This window comes from Martelella sp. FLE1502, assembly GCF_053484255.1.
In genome coordinates this window covers 1-26,338 of sequence record NZ_JBAKFQ010000015.1, presented here as the reverse complement: position 1 = coordinate 26,338, position 26,338 = coordinate 1, and the positions used below count along the sequence as shown (strand labels likewise).

Sequence of the window (26,338 nt, the reverse complement as noted above, 5' to 3'; positions counted from 1 at the left end):
CGCATCCGGGCCGCCATTCCAGGCCAACCCGCAAATGGGAAGCCGCCCGGCGGGGTCGCCGGGCGGCCGTCGTTTTACTTGTACTCTTCGATTTCGGCCGCGGTCGAGGAGAGGATCTCGGCCGGCTCGGCGGAACCGATGACGACGGACTGGACCATGTCGACCATGGCGTTCTGGAACGCCTGGTAGTCGGTGAACAGCGGCTCCGGACCGCCGAACTCGATACCGTCGAGGAAGGGCGCCCAGGTCGGGTCCGCTTCAACCATTTCCTGCACGCCCGCTACCGGCCGCAGCGGCGTCAGGCCGTGGGTCTTCTCATAATAGAACTGGTTGTCCGGATTGGTGAGCCATTTGGCGAGGCTGATCGCCTGCTCTTCCACGCCCGAGCCATCGAACACGGCCATGCTGTCGGTGATCAGCAGCGTGCCGGGACCCTTGCCCTGCGGGCCGACCGGCAGCGGCGCGACGCCCCAGTTGAGATCGTCATTGACGCGGTTTCTCACCCACGGGCCCTGCTCGATCATGGCGACCTGGGCGTCGTTGAACAGCGGCGTCAGCTCGTCCTGCTCGTAAGCCGTCGGGCCTTCCTCGGAGACATCCACCATCTTGCCGTACCATTCCAGCGCCTCGAGGTTCTGCGGGCTGTCGAGCACGATATTGCCATCGGCGTCGATGACCTGGCCGTTATTGGTGTAAACCCAGTGCAGATACTGGTGCATGGTGTTGTCGAAGCTCTTGGCGGTCAGGCCGAAACCGGGCGTGCCGGTCTTTTCCTTGATGGTGGCGGCCATGTCGTAGAGTTCCTGCCAGGTCTTCGGCGGGGTTTCCGGGTCGAGGCCGGCCTGTTCGAACAGGTCCTTGTTCCAGTAGAGCGCCTTGGTGGAGAAGGCCACCGGAACGCCCCACTGCTCGCCATCAAAGGTGACGGTGTCGACGATGTGCGGATAGTAGGAGGCCTTTTCCTCTTCGCTCATCGGGATCGGCACGATCAGGCCGTTTTCGGAAAGCTGCTTGAGCGTGCGTGAGCCCATATAGGCGAGCGCGATCGGCGTGCCGGCAACGGCGAGATTGGTGGCCTTGTCCTGGCACTGGCCCCAGCCGACGACCTCGGTCTCGACCTTGTAGCCGGGATTGTTCTTTTCCCATTCGGCGATGAAGCCGTCATAGCCTTCGGCAAGCTCGTCGCCGCACTGGATCATCGAGACGACCTTGTCGTCGGCGGAGGCGACGGAGGCCGAGGCGACAAGCGCGAGCGTTGCGACGCCGAGGCTGAGTTTTTTCAGATCAGGCATTTTGAATTCCCCTATCTTTCGTCCATTCGATGATCGCCCGTGGACGGTGCGGGCCTTTGCGTTCCGGCAGTCAAACCCCTGCCGTTCAAACTGGCGATCGCATGCGACGCATGTTCTCCCGATCGCCAAATCAGTGGACGGTCGAAACCGCCGGTCAGGTCTTCACCGCGCCCGCCGTCATGCCGGCGACGAGGTAGCGCTGAAGGAACAGGAACACGATGAACACCGGCAGGATGCCGACGAAGCTTGCTGCCATCAGCTCGTTCCAGATCACCTCCTGCCGTCCGAAGAAGGCGTAGAGCCCGACCGGAAGCGGCATGTATTCGGTCTTGGAATTGAAGGTCAGCGCGAAGATGAACTGCTGAGCGTAGATCGTCAGGAAGGCGGCGATCGCGATCACGGCGATGCCGGGCATGGCGAGTGGCACGATCACCCGGCGGAAGGTGTAGAACCGGCTCGCGCCATCGACCAGCGCGGCCTCCTCCAGCTCGCGCGGGATGCGCAACATGTAGGTTCTGAGAAGCCAGATGCCGGTCGGGATGGTGAAGGCGACGCCGGGCACGATCATCGCGAAATAGGTGTTGATCAGCCCGAAGGAGCGCATCAGACGGAAGAGCGGGATCAACAGCACCGCGCCGGAGAACATGTTGACCGCCAGGAACGCGCCGAGCAGCGGGCCGCGGCCCTTGAACTCGAAACGGGCGAAGGCATAGGCCGCCGGCGTCACGAAAATCACCGAAAGCGCCGTGCCGATGCCGGCAATCAGGATCGAGTTGAAGATATAGCGTCCGAGCAGCGGTACCCGCTCCCACATATCGAAATAGGCGGCAAGCGACGGGTCTTCCGGCCAGAATTTGTAGGGCGCGGAAAACAGGTGGTTGAGCGGCTTCAGCGACACCATGAAGCCTTCGAAGAACGGCGCCAGCACGAAGGCGAGGAACACGGCAAGCCCGGCATAGACGCCGATCAGCTCGTACCATTTGTAGTGATGGATGCGGGCGGTGGGTTTCATCGTGCGGCCTCCCCGGAAAAGCGGCTGACGGCGCGGAAATAGACGAAGCAGAAGATCGACAGGAAGATGCAGATCAGCACCGCCCGGGCCGCACCCGCGCCGAACTTGTAGGAGCCGATCGCGACCTTGTAGGTGTCGATGATCATGGTCGTGGTGGCATTGGACGGGCCGCCCTTGGTCAGGATCCAGATGATGTCGAAGGAGTTGAAGGTCGAGATCAGCGAGATCATCGACATCGTCACCAGAGCCGGCACGATCAGCGGCAGGGTGATGCGGCGGAAGCGGTAGAACCGGCCGGCGCCATCGGTCCAGGCGGCCTCGTAGAGATCGGACGGGATCGACTGCACGGCGGCCAGCATGTAGATCGTGACCATCGGCACGCCGATCCAGACATCGGTGACGATGGTGGCGATAAAGGCCGACGTGCCGGTGGCCAGGATCGGGAACGGACCGTCAAGCAGGCCGAAGCGCTGCAGCAGGCCGGAAATCATGCCGAACTGGCCATTATACATCCAGCCCCACATGAAGATGCCGATCGCCATCGGCACGATCCATGGCGGCATGGTCAGCACTCTGAAAAGCGTGCGGCCTGGCACGGCGGCGCTCAAAAGCACGGCACCGAACACGCCGATCACCATTTTCGCGGCAACCGAGAAGAAGGTCCAGATAAAGGTGCGCAGGATCACCTCGCCGAAGCCGCGCTCGAAGATCTTGAAATAATTCTCGAGCCCCACCCAGTCATAGGTGCGTTTCAGCGAGGCGTCGGTGAAGGAGAGGTTGATCGTGTCGAGCAGCGGATAGGCGACGATCAGCAGGATATAGATCAGGGCGGGGGCGAGAAGGAGCCAGGCGAAGATGACGGCTGAGCGTTTGGTATCCATCCCGGTCCCCCTCAGCCCGCGGCTTTCGCTTCGGCGGTCTCGCCGTGAAGCAGCGCGTCATAGCGCGCCCAGACCGGCGCGAGGTCGATGACCTTGCGCTCGCGGCGGGCCTCATCCATGGCGAGCGCCAGAATGCCGGCCTCGATGGCGTCGAGCGCGGAGACCGGCAGGGCCGCGCCGCGGGTGATATGGGCGATCACGTCCTCGGCCATCTGCTCGTCCGCGCCGTAATGCTGCGAGCGTTCGGATGGGGCGGAATAGGTGCGCGACACGGTCTTCTCGCCGGTACGGGCATCATGGACATCGAGGAAGCCGCGCACGAAATCGCCCTCCGCCATGCCCTTCGCGCCGATCACGCAGAAGCGGCGGAACTCGTCGGGCACATTCAGATTGGTGTGAAACGTCATGGCGACGCCGTTTTCATATTCGACGGTCGCGGTCTGGTAATCGATGATGTCGCCGTCGCTGTCGAACACCTTGTCCGACCCCATCCAGCCGCTCGGCTTGCGGTGATAGACCTCGATATCGTTGGCGCCGGCGCCCTGCGGCGCATTGGCCGGCGTGAAGCTCTTTCGGCCGCCGAAGCTTGCGACATAACGCGGCCGCGCGCCGACGACGCCGTTGTAGAGGTCGAGGTCGTGGCAGCATTTTTCCAGCATGAACGGGCCGGAATAACGCGTATTGCGCCGCCAGTCGCGCATGAAGAACGCGCCGTGATAGGGCGCGATATGCTCCGACGCCTCGATCGAGACCACATCGCCCAGCCGGCCATCGGCCTGGGCGGCGCGCAAATCGCGGTAGAGCGGGGAATAGCGCAGCACGAGGCCGACCAGCAGCCGGTCGTGGCCATAGGTATGGAGGAGGGCCGCGAGCGCGTAGCTTTCCTCGATACTCATCACAATCGGCTTTTCGGTGAAAACCGTAAGCCCCGCCTCAAGCCCGATGCGGATATGGTCGAGATGCATGAAATTGGGCGAGCCGATCATCAGGAGATCAAAGGTCTCGTTTTCGATCAGCGCTTCGGGCGTCTCATAGGCCTTGCCGGGAGAAATGCCGTCTTTTTCAAGCGTTTCGAGCCCGGCGGGCGCCGGGTCCACATAGCCCACGATCTCGAAATCGGGGTCCATTTCGGAAAACACCGCGCCAAGATAACCCAGACGGAAACCGAGTCCGATAATAGCGACCTTCATGGAGGACTGTTCCCAACATTTTCGTAATTTATTTTCTTCAGACTGAGACAAGAAAGCCGAAACGTCAACAAACTTTCGCTAAAAAAATGAGTTCATGAAAATGATTTTCAGAAACTTGGATTGGGTGTGGCGCTGATGCGAGGGCCCGTCGCGTTCCGACAACGCCGGCACATGACAAAAAAGGCCCCGGAAAACCGGGGCCATGTTGAGGTGTAGGGGGGGCAAGTCACCTCGGGCATTGCAGCCGATGTCCGGCTTCGCCGGCGCCAACGGCGAAAGCCGCATTCTGCTCGATATCAGTCGACGGGCTGCTGGGCCTCGTCGCTGACAGTCATTCCGGCGCTTTCCGCGGCGTCGAAACGCTTGGCGCTTTTAATGTCGACGCTGCCGGCGGACACCATCATCCGCAGACCGTCCATCGGGATCGCCGCGGGCTGAAGAGCGAAGGCCGCCGGCGCGGTGGCCAGCAAAAGGACCAGGGCTGAGGGGACCGTGAACCTTGTCATTGCCATTGCTCCTGAAAGCGTGCGACGCCGGAGACCGGCGCGCACGGGTTATCTGACGCGTCAGTCGTCGCTCTGGCGAACCTGGTCAACGAGCTTCAGCGAGCCGTCATCGGCCACGCGGAAATAGTTCACGTAGCGGTCGCCGAACTTGTCGGTGCTGTTGATCTGAACCGTCGAGCCGACCGGAGCCTTGGAGAGCGTACCGGTTTCCGGCACGGCCGAAGGCTGGATGGCGAAGGCGGCCGGTGCGGCGGCCAGAAGGGAGAAGAGAGCGGCGGATGCTGCGATCTTTTTCATTTTTATCACTCCTTGAGAGGGGTGCGGCGCCATTGCCGGCGCCGGCGCCCTGCTTTTCTTAGTCGTTGCTCTGGCGAACCTGGTCGACCAGCTGCAGCGAGCCGTCATCGGTCACGCGGAAGAAGTTGACATAGCGGTCGCCGAAATTGTCGGTGCCATTGATCTGAACCGTGGAGCCGACCGGGGCCTTGGAGAGCGTGCCGGTATCCGGAACGGCCGAAGGCTGGATGGCGAAAGCCGCGGGGGCTGCTGCGAGAGCGGAGACCAGGGCGGCGGTTGCTGCGAACTTGTTCATTTCAGAATACTCCTTGGGTATTTCAGTCGGATGCGGCGCCGTTTTCCGGCGCGCGATTATTTCTGGTTTCAGTCGTTGCTCTGGCGAACCTGATCGACCAGCTTGAGCGAACCGTCATCGGCCACGCGGAAATAGTTCACGTAGCGGTCGCCGAAATTGTCGGTGCCATTGATCTGAACCGTGGAGCCGACCGGTGCCTTGGAGAGCGTGCCGGTATCCGGAACGGCCGAAGGCTGGATGGCGAAAGCCGCGGGGGCTGCTGCGAGAGCGGAGACCAGGGCGGCAGTTGCTGCGAACTTGTTCATGATGAAACTCCTTTGATCATCATTGTGTCGTTTGATGACCGGGAGATGGGATTTAATCAATTGATTAACAAGTCTCCATTTTAGAGCCGCTGCGTCGTTTTTTTGTTGACGATCCACTCCGAAGTCTTTGATGCCGCTCCATTTTTCAGAACAGAGCGACCTGAAGCGCGCAACAATTTCCATTATAAATCAACTGATTAAATCAGTATTGATGCCACCGTTTACAAGCCTTCCGGCGCTGTTTCAGGCAACAAAAAACCCGGCCGCGAGGCCGGGTTGATAGCGTCATTCTTTTGTAAAAAACTTCAGGCGTCGAGCTTTTCCGCCACCAGCGTGCGCAGTTTTCCGAGGTCCTTGGCGAAATTGCGGATGCCTTCGGCAAGCTTTTCGGTCGCCATCGGGTCCTCGTTCATCATCCAGCGGAAGGTCTTCTCGTCCATCTCGATCTTGTCTTCGGCCTCGAAGACATCGGGCGTCAGCTTGCGCTCCAGCTTGCCCTCGTCGGCGGCGAGTTCTTCCAGAAGGTTCGGGGAGATCGTCAGCCGGTCGCAGCCGGCAAGGCCTTCGATCTCGCCGGTATTGCGGAACGAAGCGCCCATGACCACGGTCTTGATGCCATTGGCCTTGTAGTAATTGTAGATCGAGCGGACCGACAGCACGCCCGGATCGGTTTCCGACGTATAGGTCTCGCCGGTGTCCTTCTTGTACCAGTCCAGGATACGGCCGACGAAGGGCGAGATCAGGAACGCGCCGGCATCGGCGCAGGCAATCGCCTGGCATTTGGAAAACAGCAGCGTCAGATTGCAGTCGATGCCTTCCTTCTGCAGGATTTCGCAGGCGCGAATGCCTTCCCAGGTGGAGGCGAGCTTGATCAGGATGCGCTCGCGGCCGATGCCGCGGTCTTCATAGGCCTTGATGATCTCGCGGGCCTTGGCGACCGAGGCGTCGGTATCGAAGGAGAGATCGGCGTCGACCTCGGTCGAAACCCGGCCGGGCACGAGCTTGACCAGCGCAGCACCGACATCGATGGCGAGCCGGCTGGCGACGGCTGCAACGACGTCATCCTTGGCACCGCCCTGTTCCTTGCCCCATTTGATCGCCGCGTCGAAGGCATCGTCGAACATGTCGGTGGACAGCGCCTTGAGCACGATCGAGGGATTGGTGGTGCAATCGACCGGTTTCAGTTTCTCGACAGCGCGGATATCGCCGGTATCGGCAACGACCGTGGTCATCTCGCGCAATTGGTCTAGCTTGGAAGCCATTTTCCTCATCCTTCCTTCTCTGGCACGGCCCAGAAGGCCGGCCGCAATCCTGTTCCGCCGAAGCCATCGCGGCGCTCCCGCGATGATAGCGGGTCGCGGTGATGCGTTCATGACTGTTCGCAGACATCGGCCCGCCATGCAAGGGCGGTCGTTTCCCCGCGACTATCGCAAGCGGGACTTTTCAAAGTCAAGGAAGGATATGGAAACGAAGGGCCGAAACGGCAACCGGTTCGGCTGGAATATCTGGTTTGGTCAAGCGCGGCGCTCACGCCTTGCCGGCCTCCCAGCCGAGCATCGCCCGTTTGCGGGTCACGCCCCAGTGATAGCCGGTCAAGGCGCCGGATTTGCCGAGCGCGCGATGGCAGGGAACGACGAAGGAGACCGGGTTTCGCCCGATCGCGGCGCCCACGGCGCGCGAGGCATTGGGCCGGCCGATCTCGGATGCGATCTCGGAATAGGACTTGGCCTTGCCGAAGGGTATCTTCAGCAGGCTTTCCCAGACCTGTATCTGAAAGTCCGTGCCGATCAGAACGACCTTGAGCGGCCGGTCCGAGGACCATTCCTCCGGATCGAATATCCGCCGCGCATAGACCGCGGTCGCCGGCTCGTCTTCTATATAGGTGGCATTGGGCCAACGCGCGGTCATGTCCTCGAAGGCGGTGCGCTCCTCGCCCGGATCGGCGAAGGCGACGCCGGCAAGCCCGCGATCGGTGATCATCAGCAGCGACCGGCCGAAGGGCGAGGCATGAAAGCCGTAACGGATCACCAGGCTCTCGCCGCCGCTCTTCCATTCGCCCGGCGACATCGCCTCGTGGGTGACGAACAGATCGTGCAGCCGGCCGGGGCCGGACAGACCGAGTTCATAGGAGGTGTCGAGCACCGGAAGCCGCTCCTTGCCGAGCAGTTCCTTGGCGTGGTCGAGCGTGATCGCCTGCAGGAATGCCTTGGGCGACAGGCCGGCCCAGCGGGTGAAGGTCTTCTGCAGCCCGGTCGGCGACATGCCAAGCCGCTCGGCGATGGTTTCGAGCCCCGGCTGTTCGCGATAATCTTCGCTGATCATCGTTATGACGCTGCGCACCGTGTCGTAATCGGCCCCACAGGGCGTGGTTTCAACGGCGCTGTCGGATATGGTTTCAAATAAGGCGTTCATCGGCTTCGTGCTCCTTCGTCACGGCAGGAAGCACGGTTTCTTTCCGCGCCGCCACCCGATTCTTGCCAGCCGCCCTCAAATGCGCTGTTTCACGGTGGCAAGCGCCTGCCGGAACGCCCTGGCGAAGCTCTCGCGATCATCCGGGTTGAGGAAGGCGCCGATCTCGGTCCTCCGCCCCTCTCCCGCAAGCGCCATCTGCGTGATGCCGAATTCATCGTGGCGATCGACGGTGAAGCGCGCCCAGAACGGATTGTAATGCGCCTCGAGCCGCTTGCCCGCCGGCGTCACCTTGGTGACGGATATCTCGAGCCGCGACACCCGTACGTGCTCGCGCTCGAGCGCGCTACGATAGGACAGCCGGAAGGCGGCATAGAGACCGGCAAAGGCCGCAAGGCAGTAAAGCGCGATCGGCCATGCGCCATGGACGGTGAAATAGAGCACATTCGGCACGAAGCCGAGGGCCGCGAGCATGAGCAGCACGCGAAAACCCTTGCGCCCTAAAGAGCGATGGGGGAAAAGTTCAGCCGAAAAGACCGGCCTGTCATCAAGCGCTTCGGTCATTGCGCGTCGAGCCAGATTGAAAAAATGACAAAAACCAGAACCACAGTCAGCACCCAAAGGCGCAAAAAGTCAAATCGCGCGCGGGCGAGCGCCTATAGCGAGGCGGAAATTCGCGAGATATTCCGCCGCTTCTCTGTCCAGCGGCCGGAGCCGAAGGGCGAGCTCGAGCATACCAATCCGTTCACGCTGCTGGTGGCGGTGGCGCTTTCCGCCCAAGCCACCGATGTCGGCGTCAACAAGGCGACCCGCGCGCTTTTTGCCGAGGTCGAGACGCCGCAGCAGATGCTGGACCTCGGCGAGGAACGGTTGATTGCCCATATCAAGACCATCGGGCTTTATCGCAACAAGGCCAAGAACGTGATCGCCATGAGCCGGAAGCTGGTCGACGAGTTCGGCGGCGAGGTGCCGAGGACGCGCGAGGAACTGGTGACGCTGCCCGGCGTCGGCCGCAAGACCGCCAATGTGGTCATGTCGATTGCCTTCGGCCATGCGACGATCGCCGTCGATACCCATATCTTCCGCATCGCCAACCGCATCGGCCTTGCGCCGGGCAAGACCCCGGACGAGGTGGAGGCGAAGCTGGAACGGGTGATCCCGGACGAATACCTGTTCCACGCCCACCACTGGCTGATCCTGCACGGCCGCTATGTCTGCAAGGCCCGCAAGCCGGACTGTCCGGCCTGCGTGATCGCCGACATCTGCAAGGCCGCGGAAAAGACCTCCGAGATGCCGGCGCCGCTGGTTCCGATCGGGTGAACCGGCGATCGCCGCCCGTTTTTCAGGCGGCGACCATGCCATGCGGGTCGATGACGAATTTCTTGGCCGCCCCGCCATCGAAATCGGCATAGCCGCGCGGGGCGTCGTCGAGGGTAATGAGTTCGACATTCACCGCCTTGGCGATATCCACCCGGCCATACAGGATCGCCTGCATCAGCGCCCGGTTATAGCGCATCACCGGGCACTGGCCGGTGTGGAAGGAATGCGACTTGGCCCAGCCGAGACCGAAGCGAAGGCTGAGGGAGCCTTTCTGCGCCGCCTTGTCCGCCGCACCCGGATCTTCGGTGACGTAAAGACCCGGAATGCCGATCTGGCCGCCGGCCCGCGTCAGGTCCATGGCCGAGTTCAGCACGGTGGCCGGCTGTTCGTGGCTGTGATCATGGCCGCAGCCATGGGCCTCGAAGCCAACGCAATCGACAAAGGCATCGACTTCCGGCGTGCCGGTGATCTCGGCCACCATGTCTCCCAGCGTCGCATCCTGCCTGAGGTCGATGGCCTCGCAGCCGAAGCTTTTCGCCTGTTGCAGGCGCTCTGGAATCATGTCGCCGACGATGACGCAGGCAGCCCCCAGAAGCCTTGCGGAGGCGGCGGCGGCAAGCCCCACCGGCCCGGCGCCGGCGATATAGACGATCGAGCCCGGCCCGACGCCCGCCGTCACGCAGCCATGGAAGCCGGTGGGGAAGATATCGGAGAGCAGCGTCAGGTCGGTGATCTTCTCCAGCGCCTGTTCGCGGTCGGGGAACTTCAGCAGGTTGAAATCGGCATAGGGCACCATGACATATTCGGCCTGCCCGCCGACCCAGCCGCCCATATCGACATAGCCATAGGCGGCACCCGGGCGCGACGGATTGACGTTGAGGCAGATGCCGGTTTTGCCCTCCTTGCAGTTGCGGCAACGCCCGCAGGCAATGTTGAACGGCACCGAAACGATGTCGCCGACGCTGATAAACTCCACATCGCGGCCGCACTCGATCACCTGACCGGTGATCTCGTGGCCGAGCACGAGCCCCTGGGGCGCGGTGGTACGGCCGCGCACCATATGCTGGTCGGAGCCGCAGATATTGGTGGTCAGGATTTTCAGGATCACGCCGTGATCGCAACGGCGTTCTCCCAGCGCCAGTTTCGGAAAATCGATCGTCTCGACAGTCACTTTGCCGGCGCCCTGAAATATCACGCCGCGGTTCGATGCACTTGCCATGTCTTCCTCCCAGGCTTTTCTACGAACCCGCATCATCCGCCCGCAACGCGATCGGTTCAGGCCTGAATGCGACATGATCGCATATCAAAAAGGCCGCCATGGGCGTGGCGGCCTCAGACTGCTGAAAAACCCTTGCATGCGTGGGTGACGTCTTCACTGGCGTTTCCCCCACAGGGGTCATGCTCGGCCTTGATCCGACCATCCAGGCGATTGAATTTCAGCAGACTTTTGCGATCCCTTGCCGTGTTGCCTGGATCCTCGTGTCGAGAACGAGGATGACGCCGAGTGTAAGGACAGGTTTGTCGACAAACCGAGATCGCCATCGGCATCAAGAAAATCCGGCAGCGCGGCTGCAGGCGACCGCCCGATCAGATCGCGTTCGCCCGCCGGTCGGCGATATAGAGGTCGCGCAGCTTCAGGCTGATTTCGCCCGGCTTGCCGTCGCCGATCTTGTGGCCGTCGATCGCGATGACAGGGGTCACGAAATTGCTGGCGGAGGTGTAGAAGGCTTCTTTCGCGGCCTTCGCCTCCTCAACGGTGAAGGCGCGCTCTTCCACCTTGAAGCCGTTGCGGGCGGCGATTTCGAGCGCGGTGGCGCGGGTGATGCCCGGCAGGATTTCGCGTGACAGCGGGCGGGTGACGACGACATCGTCCGCAGTCACGATATAGGCGGTTGCCGAGGTCTGCTCGGTGATGAAGCCGTCCTTGACCATCCAGGCATCGTCGGCGCCCTTGTCATGGGCCTCCATCTTGGCAAGGCTCGGATAGAGAAGCTGCACGGTCTTGATGTCGCAGCGGCCCCAGCGCAGATCCTCCACCGTGATCACGGTGATGCCGTTCTTGCCCGTCGCCGCGCCGAGCACATTCTTCTTCTGGGTGAACATCGAGAAGGTCGGCGTCATGTCCTTTTCGAACATGAAGTCGCGGTCGCCGGGATTGCCGCGCGAAACCTGCAGATAGATCAGGCCTTCGGTCATGTCGTTGCGCCTGGCGATCTCGCGATGCAGCGCAAGCAGGGTGTCGTCGTCGGTCGGCATGGCGATGCCGATGGCCGCCGTCGAGCGCTTCAGCCGCGCGGCATGGCCGTCATAGTCAAGCAGCTTGCCGTCCAGCACGCAGGTGACCTCGTAGATCGCGTCGGCAAACACATAGCCGCGATCGAAGATCGAGACCTTGGCCTCTTCTTCGGGCAGCCATTCTCCGTTGAGATAGACGATACGGCTCATCGCGCGCTCCTGCGTTTTCGTGGTATGAAAATGTCATAGCGGCTCGCAGGCTTCGATTCAAGCGCGAAATCTTCGTCGTTTATTGCGACTTGAGATCAATTTTCCGCACGAACCACGGCTTTTGACGGCTCCATGCGCTTGAACAGGTGCATCATGAAAGCGGTGGCGAACAGCGGGGTCGCGAGATTGACGATCGGGATCGCCACGAAGCCGGCGACGATCAGGCCCGCGAGGAACACCGTCAATCCGCGCTTGCGCCGGAAGACCCGCGCCTCCGGCGGGCTCATGAACCGCATCGCCGCGAATTCGAAGAACTCGCGGCCGAGCAGATAGCCGTTGACGACAAAAAACGCGATCAGGTTGACACCCGGCACCAGCAGGAGCAGCAGGGCGAAGATATTGCCGATGATGACGACGCCGAGAAAGGCCAGCGCCTCCTTCGTCGCGGCGAAGACCGGCAGCGCCTCGCCCGGCGGATCGTCGGGATAGTGATTGCGCTCGATATGCTCGGCCGCCTCATCAAGAAAGATGCCGGCCACCAGCGCGGAGACCGGCGCCATCAACAGCGCGAGGCCAAGCGCCAGCCCGACCGCGGCGAAGATCAGCAGCACGAAGGTGATCCAGCCGGTCCATTCCGGCATGGCCGGAAACAGGTTCTGAAGCCATGGAACGGCAAGCCACATGAACAGGCTGCGGATCGCAACCCATAACCCGATCAGGCAGAGCAGGGAGAGACCGAGCACCTTCCACAGGATGGCGCGCATCTTCGGGTCGATCAGATCGTAAAGCGCCCGGCGGGCGGCATCTATCAGCATGGTCGGCTCCGGCATGCAGGCAAGGACCGGCCTTGGCTACACCGCGCAAGGCTTCCTGCGCGATGTAGTGTGGTTTTTCTCGTGAAACAAGCGGCCTCAGGCCGGGTGATGCTGTTGCTGGGCGAGCCAGTCGAGGCTTTCGCGGAAGCCGGTGAGGTCGGCGGTCGCCACCTCCTGGCTTTCCGGACCGTCATAGGTCACCATGATCGCGTCCTCACCGACCCTTGCCGCCGCCAGCACCGGCTGAACGATCTTCGGATCGGTGGTCACATAGCCGCCCTCGGCGTCATCCTGCCTGAGCTCGTTGACCTTGATCGCGGCGATCTCCTCACCATCGACCGAAATGGTGAACTTGCCGTCGCTCGGGAGCGTGTCCCAGCCATCGATCGTCGGCAGCACCATCATGACCGGTGACTTCGCGCCACTGGTGCGCACGAAGGAGGGAATCGCCAGACCGCCGTCATTGGCCGGCAGGTCGCTGGTGGTCAGCCGGCAGGTCATGACGGCGTCGCAGGCCGCATTCCAGGTGGCTCCGGTATCAAGCACTTCCGCCGCCGAAGCCGTGGTCTGCAGCGAAAGAATGCCGACAACCGAGGCGGCCAGCCCTGCATAGACAAGTGAACGCATTTTCATGAGTGTTTTCCTTTCTGCACATTGACAGCGCGGCGACAATGGCGCGCCGTTCACGCCCAAATTGTGACGTGTGCGAAAGGCATTTTTTGAGCGATTGCTTATGGAAAACAAGGGGTTGTTTCGTTGGGCGAGGCGCCGTCGGCGACAGCCCGAGCGGCAGCGTTGCGCCCCTCAATCTCTCCCCTTGAGGGCAGGATTATCGCATTTGGCGTTGCAGTTTGCTCCCTATATTCTCTCCCGCTGGCGGGAGAGATGCCCCGAAAGGGGCAGTGAGGGTGGCGCGGCATTTCAAATCGTGAGGGCGTTCGCGGTGAAAGTCTCCCCCCTCACTGTCGCTTTCGCGACATCTCTCCCCTCCGGGGCGAGAAGATTGGGGGGCTATGCGGCTGGGCAGAGCCCCCGTTATTCACACTTCCTGCCGTCTCTCAGCCCGCGTCCTTCGCCTTCAGCTCCAGACGGCGTTTGTGGAGCACCGGCTCGGTGTAGCCGTTGGGCTGTTCGCGGCCCTTCAACACCAGATCGAGCGCGGCCTGGAAAGCGATGGATTCATCAAAATGACCGGCCATCGGGCGATAGAGCGGATCGCCCTCGTTCTGGCGGTCGACGACGGCGGCCATCTTCTTCATGGTCGCAACGATCTGCTCCTCGCTGACGACGCCGTGATAAAGCCAGTTCGCCATGTGCTGGGAAGAGATGCGCAGCGTGGCGCGGTCTTCCATCAGGCCGATATCGTTGATGTCCGGCACTTTGGAGCAGCCGACGCCCTGGTCGATCCAGCGCACGACATAGCCGAGAATGCCCTGCGCATTGTTGTCGAGCTCGGCCTGGATTTCCTCCGGGCTCCAGTTCGGGCGCACGGCCACCGGAACGGAGAGGATGTCCGTGAGACTGGCGCGCGGGCGGTCCTTCAGTTTTTCCTGAACCTTGGCGACATTGACCGCGTGGTAATGGGTGGCGTGCAGCGTGGCCGCCGTCGGCGACGGTACCCAGGCGGTGTTGGCGCCGGCCTTCGGCTGGGAAATCTTCGCCTCCAGCATGCCGGCCATCAGGTCCGGCATCGCCCACATGCCCTTGCCGATCTGGGCATGGCCGGCAAGCCCGCATTCGAGCCCGATATCGACATTCCAGTCCTCATAGGCCGCAATCCAGGGCGCGCCCTTCATGTCGCCCTTGCGAATCATCGGGCCGGCTTCCATCGAGGTGTGGATCTCGTCGCCGGTGCGATCGAGGAAGCCGGTATTGATGAACACGACCCGGTCCTTCGCGGCACGGATGCATTCCTTGAGGTTGACCGTGGTGCGGCGCTCCTCATCCATGATCCCCATCTTCATCGTGTTCGGCTTCATGCCGACGATCTTTTCGACGCGACCGAACAGTTCCGAGGCGAAAGCGACTTCCTCCGGACCGTGCATCTTCGGCTTGACCACATACATGGAGCCGGCGCGGGAATTCATGTGGCGACCGTTTTCGCCAATGTCATAGAGCGCGATCAGCGCGGTGACGGCGGCATCCATGATGCCCTCCGGCACCTCGCGGCCATCGGCATCGAGGATCGCCGGATTGGTCATCAGGTGGCCGACATTGCGCACCAGCATCAGCGAGCGGCCGGGCAGCGTCTTCGGCGCGCCATCGGCGCCGGTGAATGCGATGTCCTTGGCAAGCTTGCGGGTAAAGGTGCGGCCGTTCTTGGTGACCTCTTCCGTCAGGTCGCCCTTCATCAGGCCGAGCCAGTTGGAATAGGCCAGCACCTTGTCCTCGGCATCGACGGCGGCAACGGAATCCTCGCAATCCATGATCGCGGTGATGGCCGATTCGAGCGCGATATCGCCGATGCCTGCCGGATCGTCCTTGCCGATCATGCTGGCAGGATCGACAAACACCATGGCGTGGAGGTTGTTGTTGACGAAATAGAGCCGGAAGGCATCGCCCTCCTCATCTTTGAAACCCGCATATTGCGACGGATCGGCAAGGCCGGTTTCGCCGGCTGGTGTCTTGACGATCAGCGCGCCGCCATTATAGCCGAAGCCGGTGACATCGGCCCATTTGCCGCCTGCAAGCGGAATGTTCTTGTCCAGAAAATCCTTGGCCCAGGCGATGACCTTCGCCCCGCGCTTCGGGTTATAGCCCCTGCCCTTTTCCGCGCCGTCATCCTCGGCAATCGCGTCCGTGCCGTAAAGCGCGTCATAGAGCGAGCCCCAGCGGGCATTGGCCGCGTTCAGCGCATAGCGGGCGTTCATCACCGGCACGACAAGCTGAGGACCGGCGATGGTGGTGATTTCCGGATCGACATTCTCGGTGGTGACGGCAAAATCCTCGCCTTCAGGCAGAATATAACCAATCTCGCGCAAAAACGCCTCATAGGCCGCCATGTCGGAAGGCGCGCCGTTTTCCCTGTACCAGGCGTCGAGCTTTTCCTGCATCGCATCGCGCGTCTTGAGCAGCGCGCGGTTCTTCGGCGCAAGGTCCCCGACAATCGCGGCGAAGCCCTCGAAAAAGGCATCCGCGTCGACATTGGTGCCGGGCAGCACCTTTTCGGTCAGGAAATCATAAAGCGCCTTGTCATAGGCAAGGCCGTTTTTCTCGATGCGAGCCATGAAATCACCATCCCTGTGGCTGGAACTGTCTTTGTCGCCACTCTAGCGGCTAAGGGCACGGGGTCAATTCGGAATAAATTCTAAACTTTCTTTCCATTTTGGCATAAATAGCCGCGACACGAGACCTTGCCTACAGTTTGTTGACAAACCTATCCTCAAACTTGGGGTCATCCTCGTCATTGACACGAGGATCCACGCGGCGTGGCAAAGCTTCGCAAAAGACATTTTAATTCAGCGGGTTAAGTTTCCTGGATGCTCGGATCAAGTCCGAGCATGACGCCCATGGGGTACGTCAGCGAAGGTCTCAACCTGCACATCCAGAGGTTTGTCAGCAGTCTGAGGGCGGGGACTTCGCCGCCTGACTACCCCTCCAGATACGGCGCGATCAGCGCCAGATCGGCTTCGCTCAGGCGGTCGCTCGCGGTGTTGCGCTGGTGCCAGTAGGGGTATTGCAGCCAGGGCTGGCTGACGGCGTCGAGGCGGCTGCGCTCGTCATCGGTGAGTTTCAGCTCGGCTGAGGCGAGGTTGTCGCGGAACTGTTCTTCCGTGCGTCCGCCGATGATCACCGAGGTCACGCCCTTGCGGCCGAGCGTCCATGCGAGCGCCACCTGGGCCGCCGAAACGCCGCGGGCCTCGGCGATTTCCACCAGCGTATCGATAATGGTCCACAGCCGCTCCTCGTCGCGGATCGGCGGCTCGGTCCAGCCGGCGAACTGGCGGGTGCCCTCCGGCGCCTTGCGGTCACGGCGGTGCTTTCCGGACAGAAGCCCGCCTGCGATCGGGCTCCAGACCAGGATGCCGAGCCCCTGATCCACGCTGATCGGCACCAGCTCGTTTTCAGCATCGCGGCTTTCGAGCGTGTAGTGGATCTGCTGGCTGACGAAGCGCTGGCGATGCTCGCGTTCGGCAATGCCCAGCGCCTTCATGATATGCCAGCCGGAGAAATTCGAGCAGCCGACATAGCGGACCTTGCCGTGGCGCACCAGCCTGTCCAGCGCCTCCATGGTTTCCTCCAGCGGGGTCAAGCCGTCCCATTCGTGGACCTGATAGAGGTCTATGACATCGGTCTTCAGGCGCTTCAGGCTGGCCTCGCAGGCGGCGATCAGGTGGTGTCGGGAAAGGCCGGCATCATTCGGCCCGTCGCCCATGGCAAAGCGTGCCTTGGTCGCGATCATCATCTTGTCGCGGCGCGGCTTGTCCATGATCTCGCCGATGATTTCCTCGCACACGCCCTGCGAATAGGCATCGGCCGTATCCATCAGGTTGACCCCGGCATCGATGCAGATATCGACGAGGCGTCTTGCGTCCTCGGCGCCGAGATCGCCCACCGTCTTCGCCCAGCCAACACCGCCGAAGGTCATGGTGCCCATGGTGATGGTCGAGATTTTGAGGCCCGAACGGCCGAGCTGGCGATATTCCATGATGTTCCTCCGGAATGTATTTTCGGATGTTTGAAAGGTGGCGTCGCCACGCGCGACACAACAATGAGACTGGCCTCATCGTAAGCAGCGGCCGAAGCGAAATCAATTCCCGCGGAGAAATCCGCCCGGCGCTACCGGTCGGCCTCAGCCGAAAGCGCGCCAAGACGGTCGGCGATGATATCGAAGACCACCCGGATGCGCCGGCTCGAATGCAGTTCACGATGGGTGACCAGCCAGATAGGCACCGTGATCGGCCGGAACGCCGGAAAGACTTCTTCCAGCTCGGCAAACAACCGGGCATCCTCCCGCATCATCAGGCCGATGCCAAGCCCCGCGCGCATCAGCTCCATCATCAGCGTTCCGCTCTCGGTGATCACCGGAAAATTGTTGGCCGTGACCTCGATCCCGGCCTCGGCATAGAGCGGCAGCAACTGCTCGCGATATTCAAAGCCGATAAAATCGGCGGTCTGCAGCTTCTCGATGGTGACCGGTCGCCCCAGCCGGTCGAGATAGGCGCTCGAGGCATACATGACCGCGAAGGAAACGCCGACATGTCTGGCGATCAGCTCCGCCTCCGTCGGCCGGGCGTGGCGTATGGCGATATCGGCCTCGCGGCGGATGAGGTCGCTCAGATGGTTCGATGTCTTGATTTCGAGCGCGATGCCGGGCGCCTCGCGCCGCACCGCCTCCACGATCGCGGGCAGATGGTAGGTCGCCATCGCATCGGTGGCGGCGATCCGCACCAGACCCTCGACCGCCTGGGAATGGCCGGACGCGACGAGCGAAATCCTGTTGGCGGCGCCCGTCATGGCGCGGGCCTCGGCAAGAAGCTGAAGGCCCGCCGCCGTGAGCGTCATCGACCGGGTGCCGCGTTCGAACAGGATGACGCCGAGGCTTTCCTCCAGCCCCGCCACCTGGCGGCTCAGCGTCGGCTGCGTCAGCTTCAGGGCCCGCGCAGCAGCCGAAAGCGAGCCTTCCTCGGCCGTGGCGAGAAAGGCGCGCACCTGGTTCCAGTCATAGGACACTGCATTCCATTTCATCGAAATCCGTATAGCAGTTCTAGGAATTTAGGCAATTCCCGCATAGGCTGAAACCGAGTAGAAGCGGCCCGACTTCATCAGACAGTGTAGTGCGAGAGCAGCGGGGATAGTGCGATGCCGGTTTCCAAGACGAAGACCAAGCGCTTCTGGGATAAGATAGCGGAGAAATATGCGAAGGATCCGATCGCGGACGAGGCGTCCTACCGGACCAAGCTCAACGTCACGCGCGACTATCTGGGACCGGAGATGCGGGTGCTCGAATTCGGCTGCGGCACCGGCACCACCGCGCTTTACCACGCCCCGGCCGTGGCCGAGATCGACGCCTTCGACATTTCCGACGCCATGATCGCGATTGCCCGCAGGAAGGCGGAGGAGCAGGGGATCGCCAATGTCCGGTTCCAGCAGGGCGATATCGACGCGCTTGCAAGCAGCGCCGGCCGCTACGATGCCGTCATGGCGCATTCGATCCTGCATCTTCTGGAGGATCGCCAGAGCGTCATCGCCAAGGTTCACGCAATGCTGAAGCCCGGCGGCGTCTTCATTTCCTCAACCGCCTGTCTCGGCGACTTCTCCTTCTATATCAGGGCGGCGATACCGGTGATGCAGATGGTCGGCAAGGCGCCCTATGTCGGCATGTTCACCGAAGATGAGCTCGTCGCGGAGATGGAAGCAGCCGGCTTCGCCATCGCCCACCGATGGTGCCCCGGCAAGAACAAGGCGGCTTTCCTCGTGGCCCGGAAGGCGGGATAGCAAGGCCGGAACACGCGTTCCGGTCTCGGCCTGCATACGGCCATGATGCAGACCCTCTGAGCCTGCCTGCAACTCTGTCCGTCACCCCGGACTTGATCCGGGGTCCAGGGCTACGGAACGCTCCACGTGCAAGAGGGCTACCGTTGATAGACCTCGAAAACTGGCCCTGGATGCCGGGTCAAGCCCGGCATGACGAACGTATATTTCGAGAGTTGCGCCAACAGAAGGAGGCCGGAACATGCGTTCCGGCCTCCTTCTGCAAGACCGAACTGCAGAAATGCCGCTACAGAATATACCGCGACAGGTCCGTGTCCTGCGCCATGTCGCCCACATGCTTGCGGACGTAGTCGCTGTCGATGGTCAGCGACTGGCCGGACTGGTCGGGGGCGGTGAAGGAGATTTCGTCTAGCACCCGTTCCATCACCGTCTGCAGCCGCCGCGCGCCGATATTTTCGACGGTGGCGTTGAGGTGCACCGCGACATCGGCGAGCGAATCGATCGCGTCCTCGGTGAAGTCGAGCGAGACTTCCTCGGTTCCCATCAGCGCCTTGTACTGGCGGATCAGGCTCGCCTCGGTTTCCGTCAGGATACGGCGGAAATCTTCCTTGGTCAGCGCCTGCAATTCGACGCGGATCGGCAGGCGGCCCTGCAGCTCCGGCAACAGGTCCGATGGCTTGGAAACGTGGAATGCGCCGGACGCGATGAACAGGATATGGTCGGTCTTGATCGGTCCATACTTGGTGGCAACCGTCGTGCCTTCCACCAGCGGCAGCAGGTCGCGCTGCACGCCCTCGCGCGAGACGCCGGCACCCATGCGGCCATCGCCTGCAGCGATCTTGTCAATCTCGTCGAGGAACACGATGCCGTCTTCCTGCACCAGCCGCACGGCCTCGCGCTGGATCACCTCGTCATCGAGCAGCTTGTCGGACTCATCGCGCACCAGATCGTCATGGGAGGCCTTGACCGTGGTGCGGACCTTCTTGGTCTTCTGCTGCTTGCCGAACATTTCGGAAAGGTTCAGCACGCCGATATTGGCCCCGGGCATGCCCGGGATTTCGAAGCCCCCCATGCCGGAACCGGTATCGTTGATCTCGATGTCGATTTCCTTGTCATCGAGTTCGCCGGCGCGCAGTTTTTTGCGGAAACTATCGCGGGTCGCCGGCGAGGCCGTCTTGCCGACCAACGCGTCAAGCACGCGCTCCTCGGCATTGGCGTGGGCCTTGGCCTGCACCTCCTGGCGTTTTTTCTCGCGCACCAGTACGAGGCCGATTTCCACCAGATCACGGATGATCTGCTCCACATCGCGGCCGACATAGCCGACCTCGGTGAACTTGGTGGCCTCGATCTTGATGAAGGGCGCGCCGGCGAGTTTGGCAAGCCGTCGCGAAATCTCGGTCTTGCCGACGCCGGTCGGGCCGATCATCAGGATATTCTTCGGCATCACCTCGTCGCGCAGATCGTCGGGAAGCTGCTGGCGGCGCCAGCGGTTGCGAAGCGCGATCGCGACGGCGCGCTTGGCGTCGTGCTGGCCGATGATGTGGCGGTCGAGCTCGGAAACGATCTCGCGGGGGGAAAAATTGGTCATCTGTCACTGCTCCTCAAGGGTCGCGGGCCATCAGCAGCGCCGGACCGCCTGTCATGCTGAAAGTTCCAAGCCGGACGAAGCCGGCCTTCTCGTAAGCGCGGATCGCCGCCGCGTTATCGGGGTGCGGATCGACGAGCACACGGCTTGCGCCGTCATTCAAGGCCCGCTCCGCCATGGCGGCAACCAGCCTTGTGCCGAGGCCCTTGCCGATCATCTCCGCCGGGCCGATGAACTGGTCGACGCCGAAGGTGCCCTTGGGCTGGCTTTCGAGCGCGGGCTCGTTGTCGCGCTCATGATCAAGATCGCAGAGCTGGATGTAACCGAACGGCACATCATCCAGCAGGACGACGAGGGGCGAAACCGTCGGATCACCGATATGGGAGCGCATCTGCTCGACCTGCTTTTCTCCGCGCGGCCACCATTCGGCAACATGCGGCTCGGCGAGCCAGCGGGCCATCATGTCGAGATCATTCTCGGCAAGCGGGCGGAAGCCTATGACGCCGTCACTATGCGGCATCCAGCGTTTCCACGATGATGTTGCCATTGGTGTAGACGCAGATCTGCGAGGCGATTTCCATGGCGCGGCGGGCGACATCCTCGGCGGGCTTGTCGGTATCCATCAGCGCAAGGGCTGCGGACAGCGCGTAATTGCCGCCGGAGCCGATCGCCATGACGCCCTGCTCGGGCTCCAGCACATCGCCATTGCCGGTAACGGCAAGCGTGATGTCCTTGTCGGCGACCAGCATCATCGCTTCAAGATTGCGCAGATATTTGTCGGTCCGCCAGTCCTTGGCAAGTTCCACGCAGGCGCGCATCAGCTGGTCGGGATATTGCTCCAGCTTGCGCTCCAGTCGCTCCAGAAGCGTGAAGGCGTCGGCGGTGGCGCCGGCGAAACCGGCAATGACATTGCCGTTCTTGCCGATGCGGCGCACCTTGCGGGCATTGCCCTTCATCACCGTCTGGCCGAGCGAGACCTGGCCATCGCCGGCCATCACCACCTTGCCGTCCTTGCGCACGGTGATGATCGTCGTCGCATGCATGGTGCCGAAGGGATTGTGTTCGCTCATGATCAAAAACCTCAATTGCGGCCCGGCGGGACGGGCCTTTCCGGCTCCCTATGTAGGCAGCCATGCCATATTTGCAATCCGCTCAGGCTCTCGGACGGGCCTGCGCCAGAAGAATGCCGGCCAGAATGAGGATCAGGCCGGAAATCCGCAGCACCGGCGAGGCCGTCACCCCCTCGGCCATGTCCATCGCCGCGCCGGCGATCATCTGGCCGCCGATGATCAGCACCGCCGTGTTGACCGCGCCGATCTTCGGAATGACCCACGAGCCGGCCGCGACGAAGATCACCCCGAGCGGCCCGCCGAGCCAGGCATAGGGCGGAATATCGGAAAACGAAGCCGGCCAAAGCCCGCCGAGCGCCAGCAGAACCGCGCTCATGACCGCGAAGCCGACCAGATGGTTGTAGAAGGACGACGTCATCGGCGAGGTGGAGAGGCTGAGGCGCCCGTTGACCTGCCGACTGAGGATTACCAGGATGCCGGTGACAACCGCATAGATGATTGCCGCGATCATGCCTGCGCCCCCGAGAGGATGACCAGAAGGCCGCCGGCGAGGATCAGCGCCACGACGATCACATCACGCCGGTCGAGCCGGCGCGCCGGCAGGCCGAAAAAGCCCCAATAATCCGCGGCCAGCGAAAACAGTACCTGGCTGGCAAGCCCGATCGCGATCGCGCCGGAAAGCGCCAGTGGCGAATTGACGGCCAGCGCCGCGCACACCACGGTTGCCGCGCCGAACACGCCGCCGAGATAGGCCCACCATGGGATCGCCGGCTTGGCCTCCGCCGCGCCCGCGCGCTTCCTGAGTCCGAGAAGCCCGAGCAGCGCGATCGACACCACCGTGCCGGTGGCATGCGCCGTCCAGGAGGCGAACATCGCATTGCTGTAAAAGCTCATGACGGCGTTCAGATGCGTCATCAACGCCAGCACGCAGCCGGATGCAAAGGCGGCGAGGAAGTAAAGCAAGGCGGGGCGTTGGGCGGCGGGCATGGGAAGGGCTTTCAATGACGATTGCTCCTCCCTTAGCCGAGAATGGGCGCGCGGGAAACACGCCCGCTTTTCTTTTGCGCTTCCCGAGCCTGCCTGATAAGAAACGCCCATTATCCCGTTTCGATGGAGGCATCAGGCATTATGGCCGCTCAGACCGAAGCCCGCCGCGCGGAAATTTCGCGCAAGACCAATGAAACCGCGGTTTCCGTGTCCGTCAATGTCGACGGCACCGGTGAAGCGCGGATTGCGACCGGTATCGGCTTCTTCGACCATATGCTCGACCAGCTTTCCCGCCATTCGCTGATCGACATGACGATCGAAGCCAAGGGCGATCTGCATGTGGACGACCACCACACGGTGGAGGATGTCGGCATCGCCATCGGCCAGGCGCTGGCCAAGGCGCTCGGCAACCGTGCCGGCGTGACCCGCTACGCCTCGATCGATCTCGCCATGGACGAGACCATGACCAAGGCGGCGCTCGACCTTTCCGGCCGGCCTTTCCTGGTGTGGAACGTCACCTTCCCGAGCGAGAAGATCGGCACCTTCGATACCGAGTTGATGCGCGAGTTCTTCCATGCGCTCGCCCAGAATGCCGGCATCACGCTGCATGTGCTCAATCACTACGGCGCCAACAGCCATCATATCGCCGAGACCTGTTTCAAGGCGGTGGCGCGGGCCTTGCGCGCGGCTGCCGAAATCGATCCCCGTCAGGAAGGCCGCGTGCCGTCCACCAAGGGCATGCTGGCCTGAGGCCATAACACCGGAAATGACACCATGACCCAGACAGTCGCGATCATCGACTATGGTTCGGGAAACCTGCGCTCGGCCACCAAGGCCTTCGAACGCGCCGCCCGCGAAAGCGGCGCGGATGCTGAAATCGTGCTGACAGACAGGGCCGATGTGGTGGCAGCCGCCGATCGCATCGTGCTGCCGGGTGTGGGCGCCTATGCCGATTGCCGCGCCGGCCTTGCCGCCGTCGATGGCATGGTCGAGGCGATCCGCGAGGCGGTGGAGGCGAAGGCCCGTCCCTTCCTCGGCATCTGCGTCGGCATGCAGCTGATGTCGGAACGCGGGCTGGAAAAGACCACCTCTGAAGGATTCGGCTGGATTGCCGGAGACGTCACCCCGATCACCCCCGCCGATCCCGCGCTCAAGATCCCACAGATCGGCTGGAACACGCTGACGCTGACGACCCCGCATCCGCTGTTCGATGGCATCGAAACGGGCGAGGCCGGCCTCCACGCCTATTTCGTGCACTCCTATCACCTTGCCGCAAAAAAGCCGGAACAGGTGATCGCCACCACCGACTACGGCGGCCCCGTCACCGCCTTCGTCGCCGACGGCAACAAGGCCGGCAGCCAGTTCCACCCGGAAAAGAGCCAGCGGCTTGGCCTCAAGCTGATCGCCAATTTTCTGACGTGGGCGCCGTGAGCACTGCTCGACCGTGTAAAGACGCTGAAGAGAGGTTGATGCGGATAGTCTAAACTGGCAGAATCCCGCCGATCGACGGAAGTGAGCGGCGGGATTTGTTTCGATCATGCTTCAGCTATCGGAAAAGGTCCATCTGACCAAGGTCGGGTTTGGGCGGAAGAGGAACAACTTTTCGACGCCTGCGATGAGGTGAAAAGTCTGTACTTGCAGCCAAATCGGGCCGCTCGCGAACGAATTCCGTTTTGGCTTCTTCGCGAGAACCGGAATTCTTTTCTTCGCTCCAAACTTCATAGAACCTGAAGGGGCTTTTTTTATGTTGCTCCACTAATTTCTGGACACCGATACCAATCCAGCGGGCTTTCCAGATTTCCTTGGCTACGTCGTTTGTAAAATAATCCACAGGGTGGCTCCTTTTGCAAGAATGGTGCCAGCCAACTGCGAAATCCATTTGATTTTAAGAATCGCATGTGCAATTCAAAAACCTGTGAGAGATGCATTTCACTTCCCTTGGCACCTAGTTGTCTTCGGGAGCAAAAGGCCGGGCTGCAACCCGGCTTTTTGCGTTAGCGACCCAAATATTTATTGTATCTTGAATGTGAGAGTCTCAGCAGAAGCGAGTTATCCCCAAAAATTCTGCTTTTGTTCCGGTTTAGAGAAATAGTTATGATCCTTTTCCCCGCAATCGACCTGAAGGACGGCCAGTGTGTGCGTCTGAAGCTTGGCGACATGGAGCAGGCGACGATCTATAATCCCGATCCGGGCGCGCAGGCGAAGGCCTTCGAGGATCAGGGGTTTTCGTGGCTGCATGTGGTCGATCTCAACGGCGCGTTCGCCGGCGAGAGCGTGAATGGCGCGGCGGTCGACGCGATCCTGAAGGCGACGAAGAACCCTGTGCAGCTCGGCGGCGGCATCCGCTCGCTGGAGCATATCGAGAATTGGCTGTCAAAGGGTCTTGCCCGCGTCATTCTCGGCACCGTGGCGGTGCGCGATCCCGAATTGGTCAAGGCCGCCTGCAAGGCCTTTCCCGGCAAGATCGCCGTCGGCATCGACGCGCGCGGCGGCAAGGTGGCGGTCGAAGGCTGGGCCGAAGCCTCCGAGCTTGAGGTGGTCGAACTGGCGAAACGTTTCGAGGGCGCGGGCGTCGCCGCGATCATCTACACCGATATCGACCGCGACGGCATTCTGACCGGCATCAACTGGGATTCAACGCTGACGCTGGCAGCCGCCGTCGAAATCCCCGTCATCGCCTCCGGCGGCCTCGCCTCGGTGGACGACATCGCCCGGATGACGAAGCCGGACGCCCAGATTCTCGAAGGTGCAATCTCCGGACGCGCGCTCTATGATGGCCGGATCGATCCGGCGGAGGCGCTTCAGATGCTGAAAGCCCAATGAAACGAATCAGTTAGCTACTAAGTTATTGAAACTTAAAGTCGTTCTTGACATATTTGGCTCTGACGCCTATATTATTTACCAAGTGGACCGGGGGATGTTCCCAGTCGGCGTCTGGCTCTGGAGGTTGCTCCGGGGCCTTTCGCTTTTTCAGGGGAAGCTCTTCAGGCCATAGCCGCGATACCCTCCCGCTCCGCCTGTGCGAAATTTAGGCTCGATAATATCAAAAGCCCTGTTTTGCTGCTCTGGCCGCAGTTCGTGCAGCCCGATCGGTCGAGCAATCAGATCGGAGATCTGTAGGCCAGAGGAATTTGCGGTTTTCTCGACAAAGCGAATATCGAAGCAATCCATGGCATCACCGTGATAATTCGACCGGTCGCATATTCTTCGAAATTCCAGCTCCAGCTCTGCGTCCTCCTTCTTTCCCCGTTTCTCGAAAACGCAGTGCGTCAAGGCGCTCTCGGCGTGACGGTCGATCATCAGGCGATAAAGGCGCTCCATACAGAACTTCAGGGCGATTTCGTAAGGGTTGCCGGGGTTCTCGTATCTGCTTTTCAGTCGCGTTTTATCAATTGCCGCTGCGATGACGGTAAATTCGGCCTGATCAATAACCTCGTTCTGAACCGCTCCGGGTTTGCCGGAGGCTTGGTTTCAATAGTTACGCGGCTTGGACT

General features: G+C 61.7%; 31 protein-coding genes. 6 read left to right on the top strand and 25 right to left on the bottom strand.

What is annotated here, in order from left to right; all coding sequences use genetic code 11:
• Positions 1-74: 74 nt before the first annotated feature.
• The 11 genes from V6767_RS13910 to V6767_RS13860 all read right to left on the bottom strand — a co-directional run bounded on the left by V6767_RS13910 (position 75) and on the right by V6767_RS13860 (position 8,751).
• Positions 75-1,292: an ABC transporter substrate-binding protein gene (locus V6767_RS13910; protein WP_448474029.1), complete on the bottom strand. Its 1,218-nt coding sequence runs from the start codon at positions 1,290-1,292 to the stop codon at positions 75-77.
• A 154-nt stretch (positions 1,293-1,446) separates the two neighbouring features.
• On the bottom strand, positions 1,447-2,304 hold the full coding sequence (locus V6767_RS13905) for a carbohydrate ABC transporter permease (RefSeq protein WP_448430377.1): 858 nt from the start codon (positions 2,302-2,304) through the stop codon (positions 1,447-1,449).
• The gene (locus tag V6767_RS13900; protein ID WP_448463352.1) at positions 2,301-3,185 is read right to left on the bottom strand and encodes a carbohydrate ABC transporter permease; all 885 of its coding nucleotides are present in this window, start codon (positions 3,183-3,185) and stop codon (positions 2,301-2,303) included. The genes V6767_RS13905 and V6767_RS13900 overlap by 4 nt, the downstream gene beginning before the upstream one ends.
• Positions 3,186-3,196: 11 nt before the next feature.
• On the bottom strand, positions 3,197-4,375 hold the full coding sequence (locus V6767_RS13895) for a Gfo/Idh/MocA family protein (RefSeq protein WP_448474028.1): 1,179 nt from the start codon (positions 4,373-4,375) through the stop codon (positions 3,197-3,199).
• 296 nt (positions 4,376-4,671) lie between these two features.
• Positions 4,672-4,881, bottom strand: a complete 210-nt coding sequence (locus V6767_RS13890) for a hypothetical protein (RefSeq protein WP_448474027.1) — start codon at positions 4,879-4,881, stop codon at positions 4,672-4,674.
• Between the two features lie 60 nt (positions 4,882-4,941).
• A complete protein-coding gene (locus V6767_RS13885) occupies positions 4,942-5,178 on the bottom strand; it encodes a hypothetical protein (RefSeq protein WP_448463346.1) in 237 nt (78 codons plus the stop codon).
• 58 nt (positions 5,179-5,236) lie between these two features.
• Positions 5,237-5,473 (bottom strand): hypothetical protein, encoded by a 237-nt coding sequence (locus V6767_RS13880; RefSeq protein WP_448430367.1) that lies wholly within the window; start codon positions 5,471-5,473, stop codon positions 5,237-5,239.
• 68 nt (positions 5,474-5,541) lie between these two features.
• Positions 5,542-5,778, bottom strand: a complete 237-nt coding sequence (locus tag V6767_RS13875) for a hypothetical protein (RefSeq protein WP_448474026.1) — start codon at positions 5,776-5,778, stop codon at positions 5,542-5,544.
• Between the two features lie 305 nt (positions 5,779-6,083).
• Positions 6,084-7,040 (bottom strand): transaldolase, encoded by a 957-nt coding sequence (gene tal, locus V6767_RS13870; protein WP_448474025.1) that lies wholly within the window; start codon positions 7,038-7,040, stop codon positions 6,084-6,086.
• 265 nt (positions 7,041-7,305) lie between these two features.
• Entirely contained in the window at positions 7,306-8,190 is an 885-nt protein-coding gene (locus V6767_RS13865; protein WP_448474024.1) for a methylated-DNA--[protein]-cysteine S-methyltransferase, read from the bottom strand.
• A 75-nt stretch (positions 8,191-8,265) separates the two neighbouring features.
• Complete coding sequence (locus tag V6767_RS13860) at positions 8,266-8,751, bottom strand: DUF2244 domain-containing protein (RefSeq protein ID WP_026173495.1); 486 nt, start codon at positions 8,749-8,751, stop codon at positions 8,266-8,268.
• A 24-nt stretch (positions 8,752-8,775) separates the two neighbouring features.
• On the opposite strand from V6767_RS13860, the gene nth reads away from it, so the two are divergent.
• Entirely contained in the window at positions 8,776-9,507 is a 732-nt protein-coding gene (gene nth / locus V6767_RS13855) for an endonuclease III (protein WP_448474023.1), read from the top strand.
• A 22-nt stretch (positions 9,508-9,529) separates the two neighbouring features.
• Here the strand turns inward: nth and fdhA are convergent, their stop codons facing one another.
• The 7 genes from fdhA to V6767_RS13820 all read right to left on the bottom strand — a co-directional run bounded on the left by fdhA (position 9,530) and on the right by V6767_RS13820 (position 18,455).
• Entirely contained in the window at positions 9,530-10,726 is a 1,197-nt protein-coding gene (gene fdhA / locus V6767_RS13850) for a formaldehyde dehydrogenase, glutathione-independent (RefSeq protein ID WP_448474022.1), read from the bottom strand.
• A 368-nt stretch (positions 10,727-11,094) separates the two neighbouring features.
• On the bottom strand, positions 11,095-11,952 hold the full coding sequence (locus V6767_RS13845; protein ID WP_448474021.1) for a D-amino-acid transaminase: 858 nt from the start codon (positions 11,950-11,952) through the stop codon (positions 11,095-11,097).
• Positions 11,953-12,047: 95 nt separating this feature from the next.
• The gene (locus V6767_RS13840) at positions 12,048-12,767 is read right to left on the bottom strand and encodes a sulfate transporter family protein (RefSeq protein ID WP_448474020.1); all 720 of its coding nucleotides are present in this window, start codon (positions 12,765-12,767) and stop codon (positions 12,048-12,050) included.
• A 96-nt stretch (positions 12,768-12,863) separates the two neighbouring features.
• The gene (locus V6767_RS13835) at positions 12,864-13,400 is read right to left on the bottom strand and encodes a hypothetical protein (RefSeq protein WP_448474019.1); all 537 of its coding nucleotides are present in this window, start codon (positions 13,398-13,400) and stop codon (positions 12,864-12,866) included.
• A 425-nt stretch (positions 13,401-13,825) separates the two neighbouring features.
• Positions 13,826-15,994, bottom strand: coding sequence for a malate synthase G (locus V6767_RS13830; RefSeq protein ID WP_448474018.1), 2,169 nt, complete (start codon positions 15,992-15,994; stop codon positions 13,826-13,828).
• Between the two features lie 362 nt (positions 15,995-16,356).
• Positions 16,357-17,415: an aldo/keto reductase gene (locus V6767_RS13825; protein WP_448474017.1), complete on the bottom strand. Its 1,059-nt coding sequence runs from the start codon at positions 17,413-17,415 to the stop codon at positions 16,357-16,359.
• Between the two features lie 131 nt (positions 17,416-17,546).
• Positions 17,547-18,455, bottom strand: coding sequence for a LysR family transcriptional regulator (locus V6767_RS13820; RefSeq protein WP_448474016.1), 909 nt, complete (start codon positions 18,453-18,455; stop codon positions 17,547-17,549).
• A gap of 114 nt (positions 18,456-18,569) precedes the next feature.
• Between V6767_RS13820 and V6767_RS13815 the strand changes: the two genes are divergently transcribed.
• Positions 18,570-19,205: a class I SAM-dependent methyltransferase gene (locus V6767_RS13815; protein WP_448474015.1), complete on the top strand. Its 636-nt coding sequence runs from the start codon at positions 18,570-18,572 to the stop codon at positions 19,203-19,205.
• 283 nt (positions 19,206-19,488) lie between these two features.
• On the opposite strand, the gene hslU is transcribed toward V6767_RS13815, so the two are convergent.
• From hslU to V6767_RS13790, 5 genes are all read right to left on the bottom strand, one after another.
• Positions 19,489-20,790 carry an ATP-dependent protease ATPase subunit HslU gene (gene hslU, locus V6767_RS13810; protein WP_448474014.1) on the bottom strand — a complete coding sequence of 434 codons (1,302 nt, stop codon included), beginning with the start codon at positions 20,788-20,790 and terminating at the stop codon, positions 19,489-19,491.
• A 13-nt stretch (positions 20,791-20,803) separates the two neighbouring features.
• Complete coding sequence (locus V6767_RS13805; RefSeq protein ID WP_448474013.1) at positions 20,804-21,307, bottom strand: GNAT family N-acetyltransferase; 504 nt, start codon at positions 21,305-21,307, stop codon at positions 20,804-20,806.
• Positions 21,297-21,857, bottom strand: a complete 561-nt coding sequence (hslV, locus tag V6767_RS13800; RefSeq protein ID WP_448430235.1) for an ATP-dependent protease subunit HslV — start codon at positions 21,855-21,857, stop codon at positions 21,297-21,299. Before hslV ends, V6767_RS13805 begins: the two co-directional genes overlap by 11 nt.
• 82 nt (positions 21,858-21,939) lie before the next feature.
• Entirely contained in the window at positions 21,940-22,368 is a 429-nt protein-coding gene (locus tag V6767_RS13795; protein WP_448474012.1) for a DMT family transporter, read from the bottom strand.
• A complete protein-coding gene (locus V6767_RS13790; protein WP_448474097.1) occupies positions 22,365-22,844 on the bottom strand; it encodes a DMT family transporter in 480 nt (159 codons plus the stop codon). Before V6767_RS13790 ends, V6767_RS13795 begins: the two co-directional genes overlap by 4 nt.
• Before the next feature lie 141 nt (positions 22,845-22,985).
• Here V6767_RS13790 and hisB point away from each other — a divergent pair, with 141 nt between their 5' ends.
• Entirely contained in the window at positions 22,986-23,594 is a 609-nt protein-coding gene (gene hisB / locus V6767_RS13785) for an imidazoleglycerol-phosphate dehydratase HisB (protein ID WP_230722022.1), read from the top strand.
• A gap of 24 nt (positions 23,595-23,618) precedes the next feature.
• Positions 23,619-24,275, top strand: a complete 657-nt coding sequence (gene hisH, locus V6767_RS13780) for an imidazole glycerol phosphate synthase subunit HisH (protein ID WP_448474011.1) — start codon at positions 23,619-23,621, stop codon at positions 24,273-24,275.
• Between the two features lie 115 nt (positions 24,276-24,390).
• Here the strand turns inward: hisH and V6767_RS13775 are convergent, their stop codons facing one another.
• The gene (locus tag V6767_RS13775) at positions 24,391-24,675 is read right to left on the bottom strand and encodes a hypothetical protein (protein WP_448474010.1); all 285 of its coding nucleotides are present in this window, start codon (positions 24,673-24,675) and stop codon (positions 24,391-24,393) included.
• Positions 24,676-24,938: 263 nt separating this feature from the next.
• On the opposite strand from V6767_RS13775, the gene hisA reads away from it, so the two are divergent.
• Positions 24,939-25,667 carry a 1-(5-phosphoribosyl)-5-[(5-phosphoribosylamino)methylideneamino]imidazole-4-carboxamide isomerase gene (gene hisA, locus V6767_RS13770; protein WP_448474009.1) on the top strand — a complete coding sequence of 243 codons (729 nt, stop codon included), beginning with the start codon at positions 24,939-24,941 and terminating at the stop codon, positions 25,665-25,667.
• 147 nt (positions 25,668-25,814) lie between these two features.
• Here the strand turns inward: hisA and V6767_RS13765 are convergent, their stop codons facing one another.
• Positions 25,815-26,222, bottom strand: a complete 408-nt coding sequence (locus tag V6767_RS13765; protein WP_448474096.1) for a DUF3800 domain-containing protein — start codon at positions 26,220-26,222, stop codon at positions 25,815-25,817.
• On the opposite strand from V6767_RS13765, the gene V6767_RS13760 reads away from it, so the two are divergent.
• Positions 26,130-26,338 (top strand): hypothetical protein (locus tag V6767_RS13760; protein ID WP_448474008.1); only part of this gene is annotated, 209 nt, incomplete at its 3' end. The two genes, V6767_RS13765 and V6767_RS13760, sit on opposite strands and share 93 nt — an antisense overlap.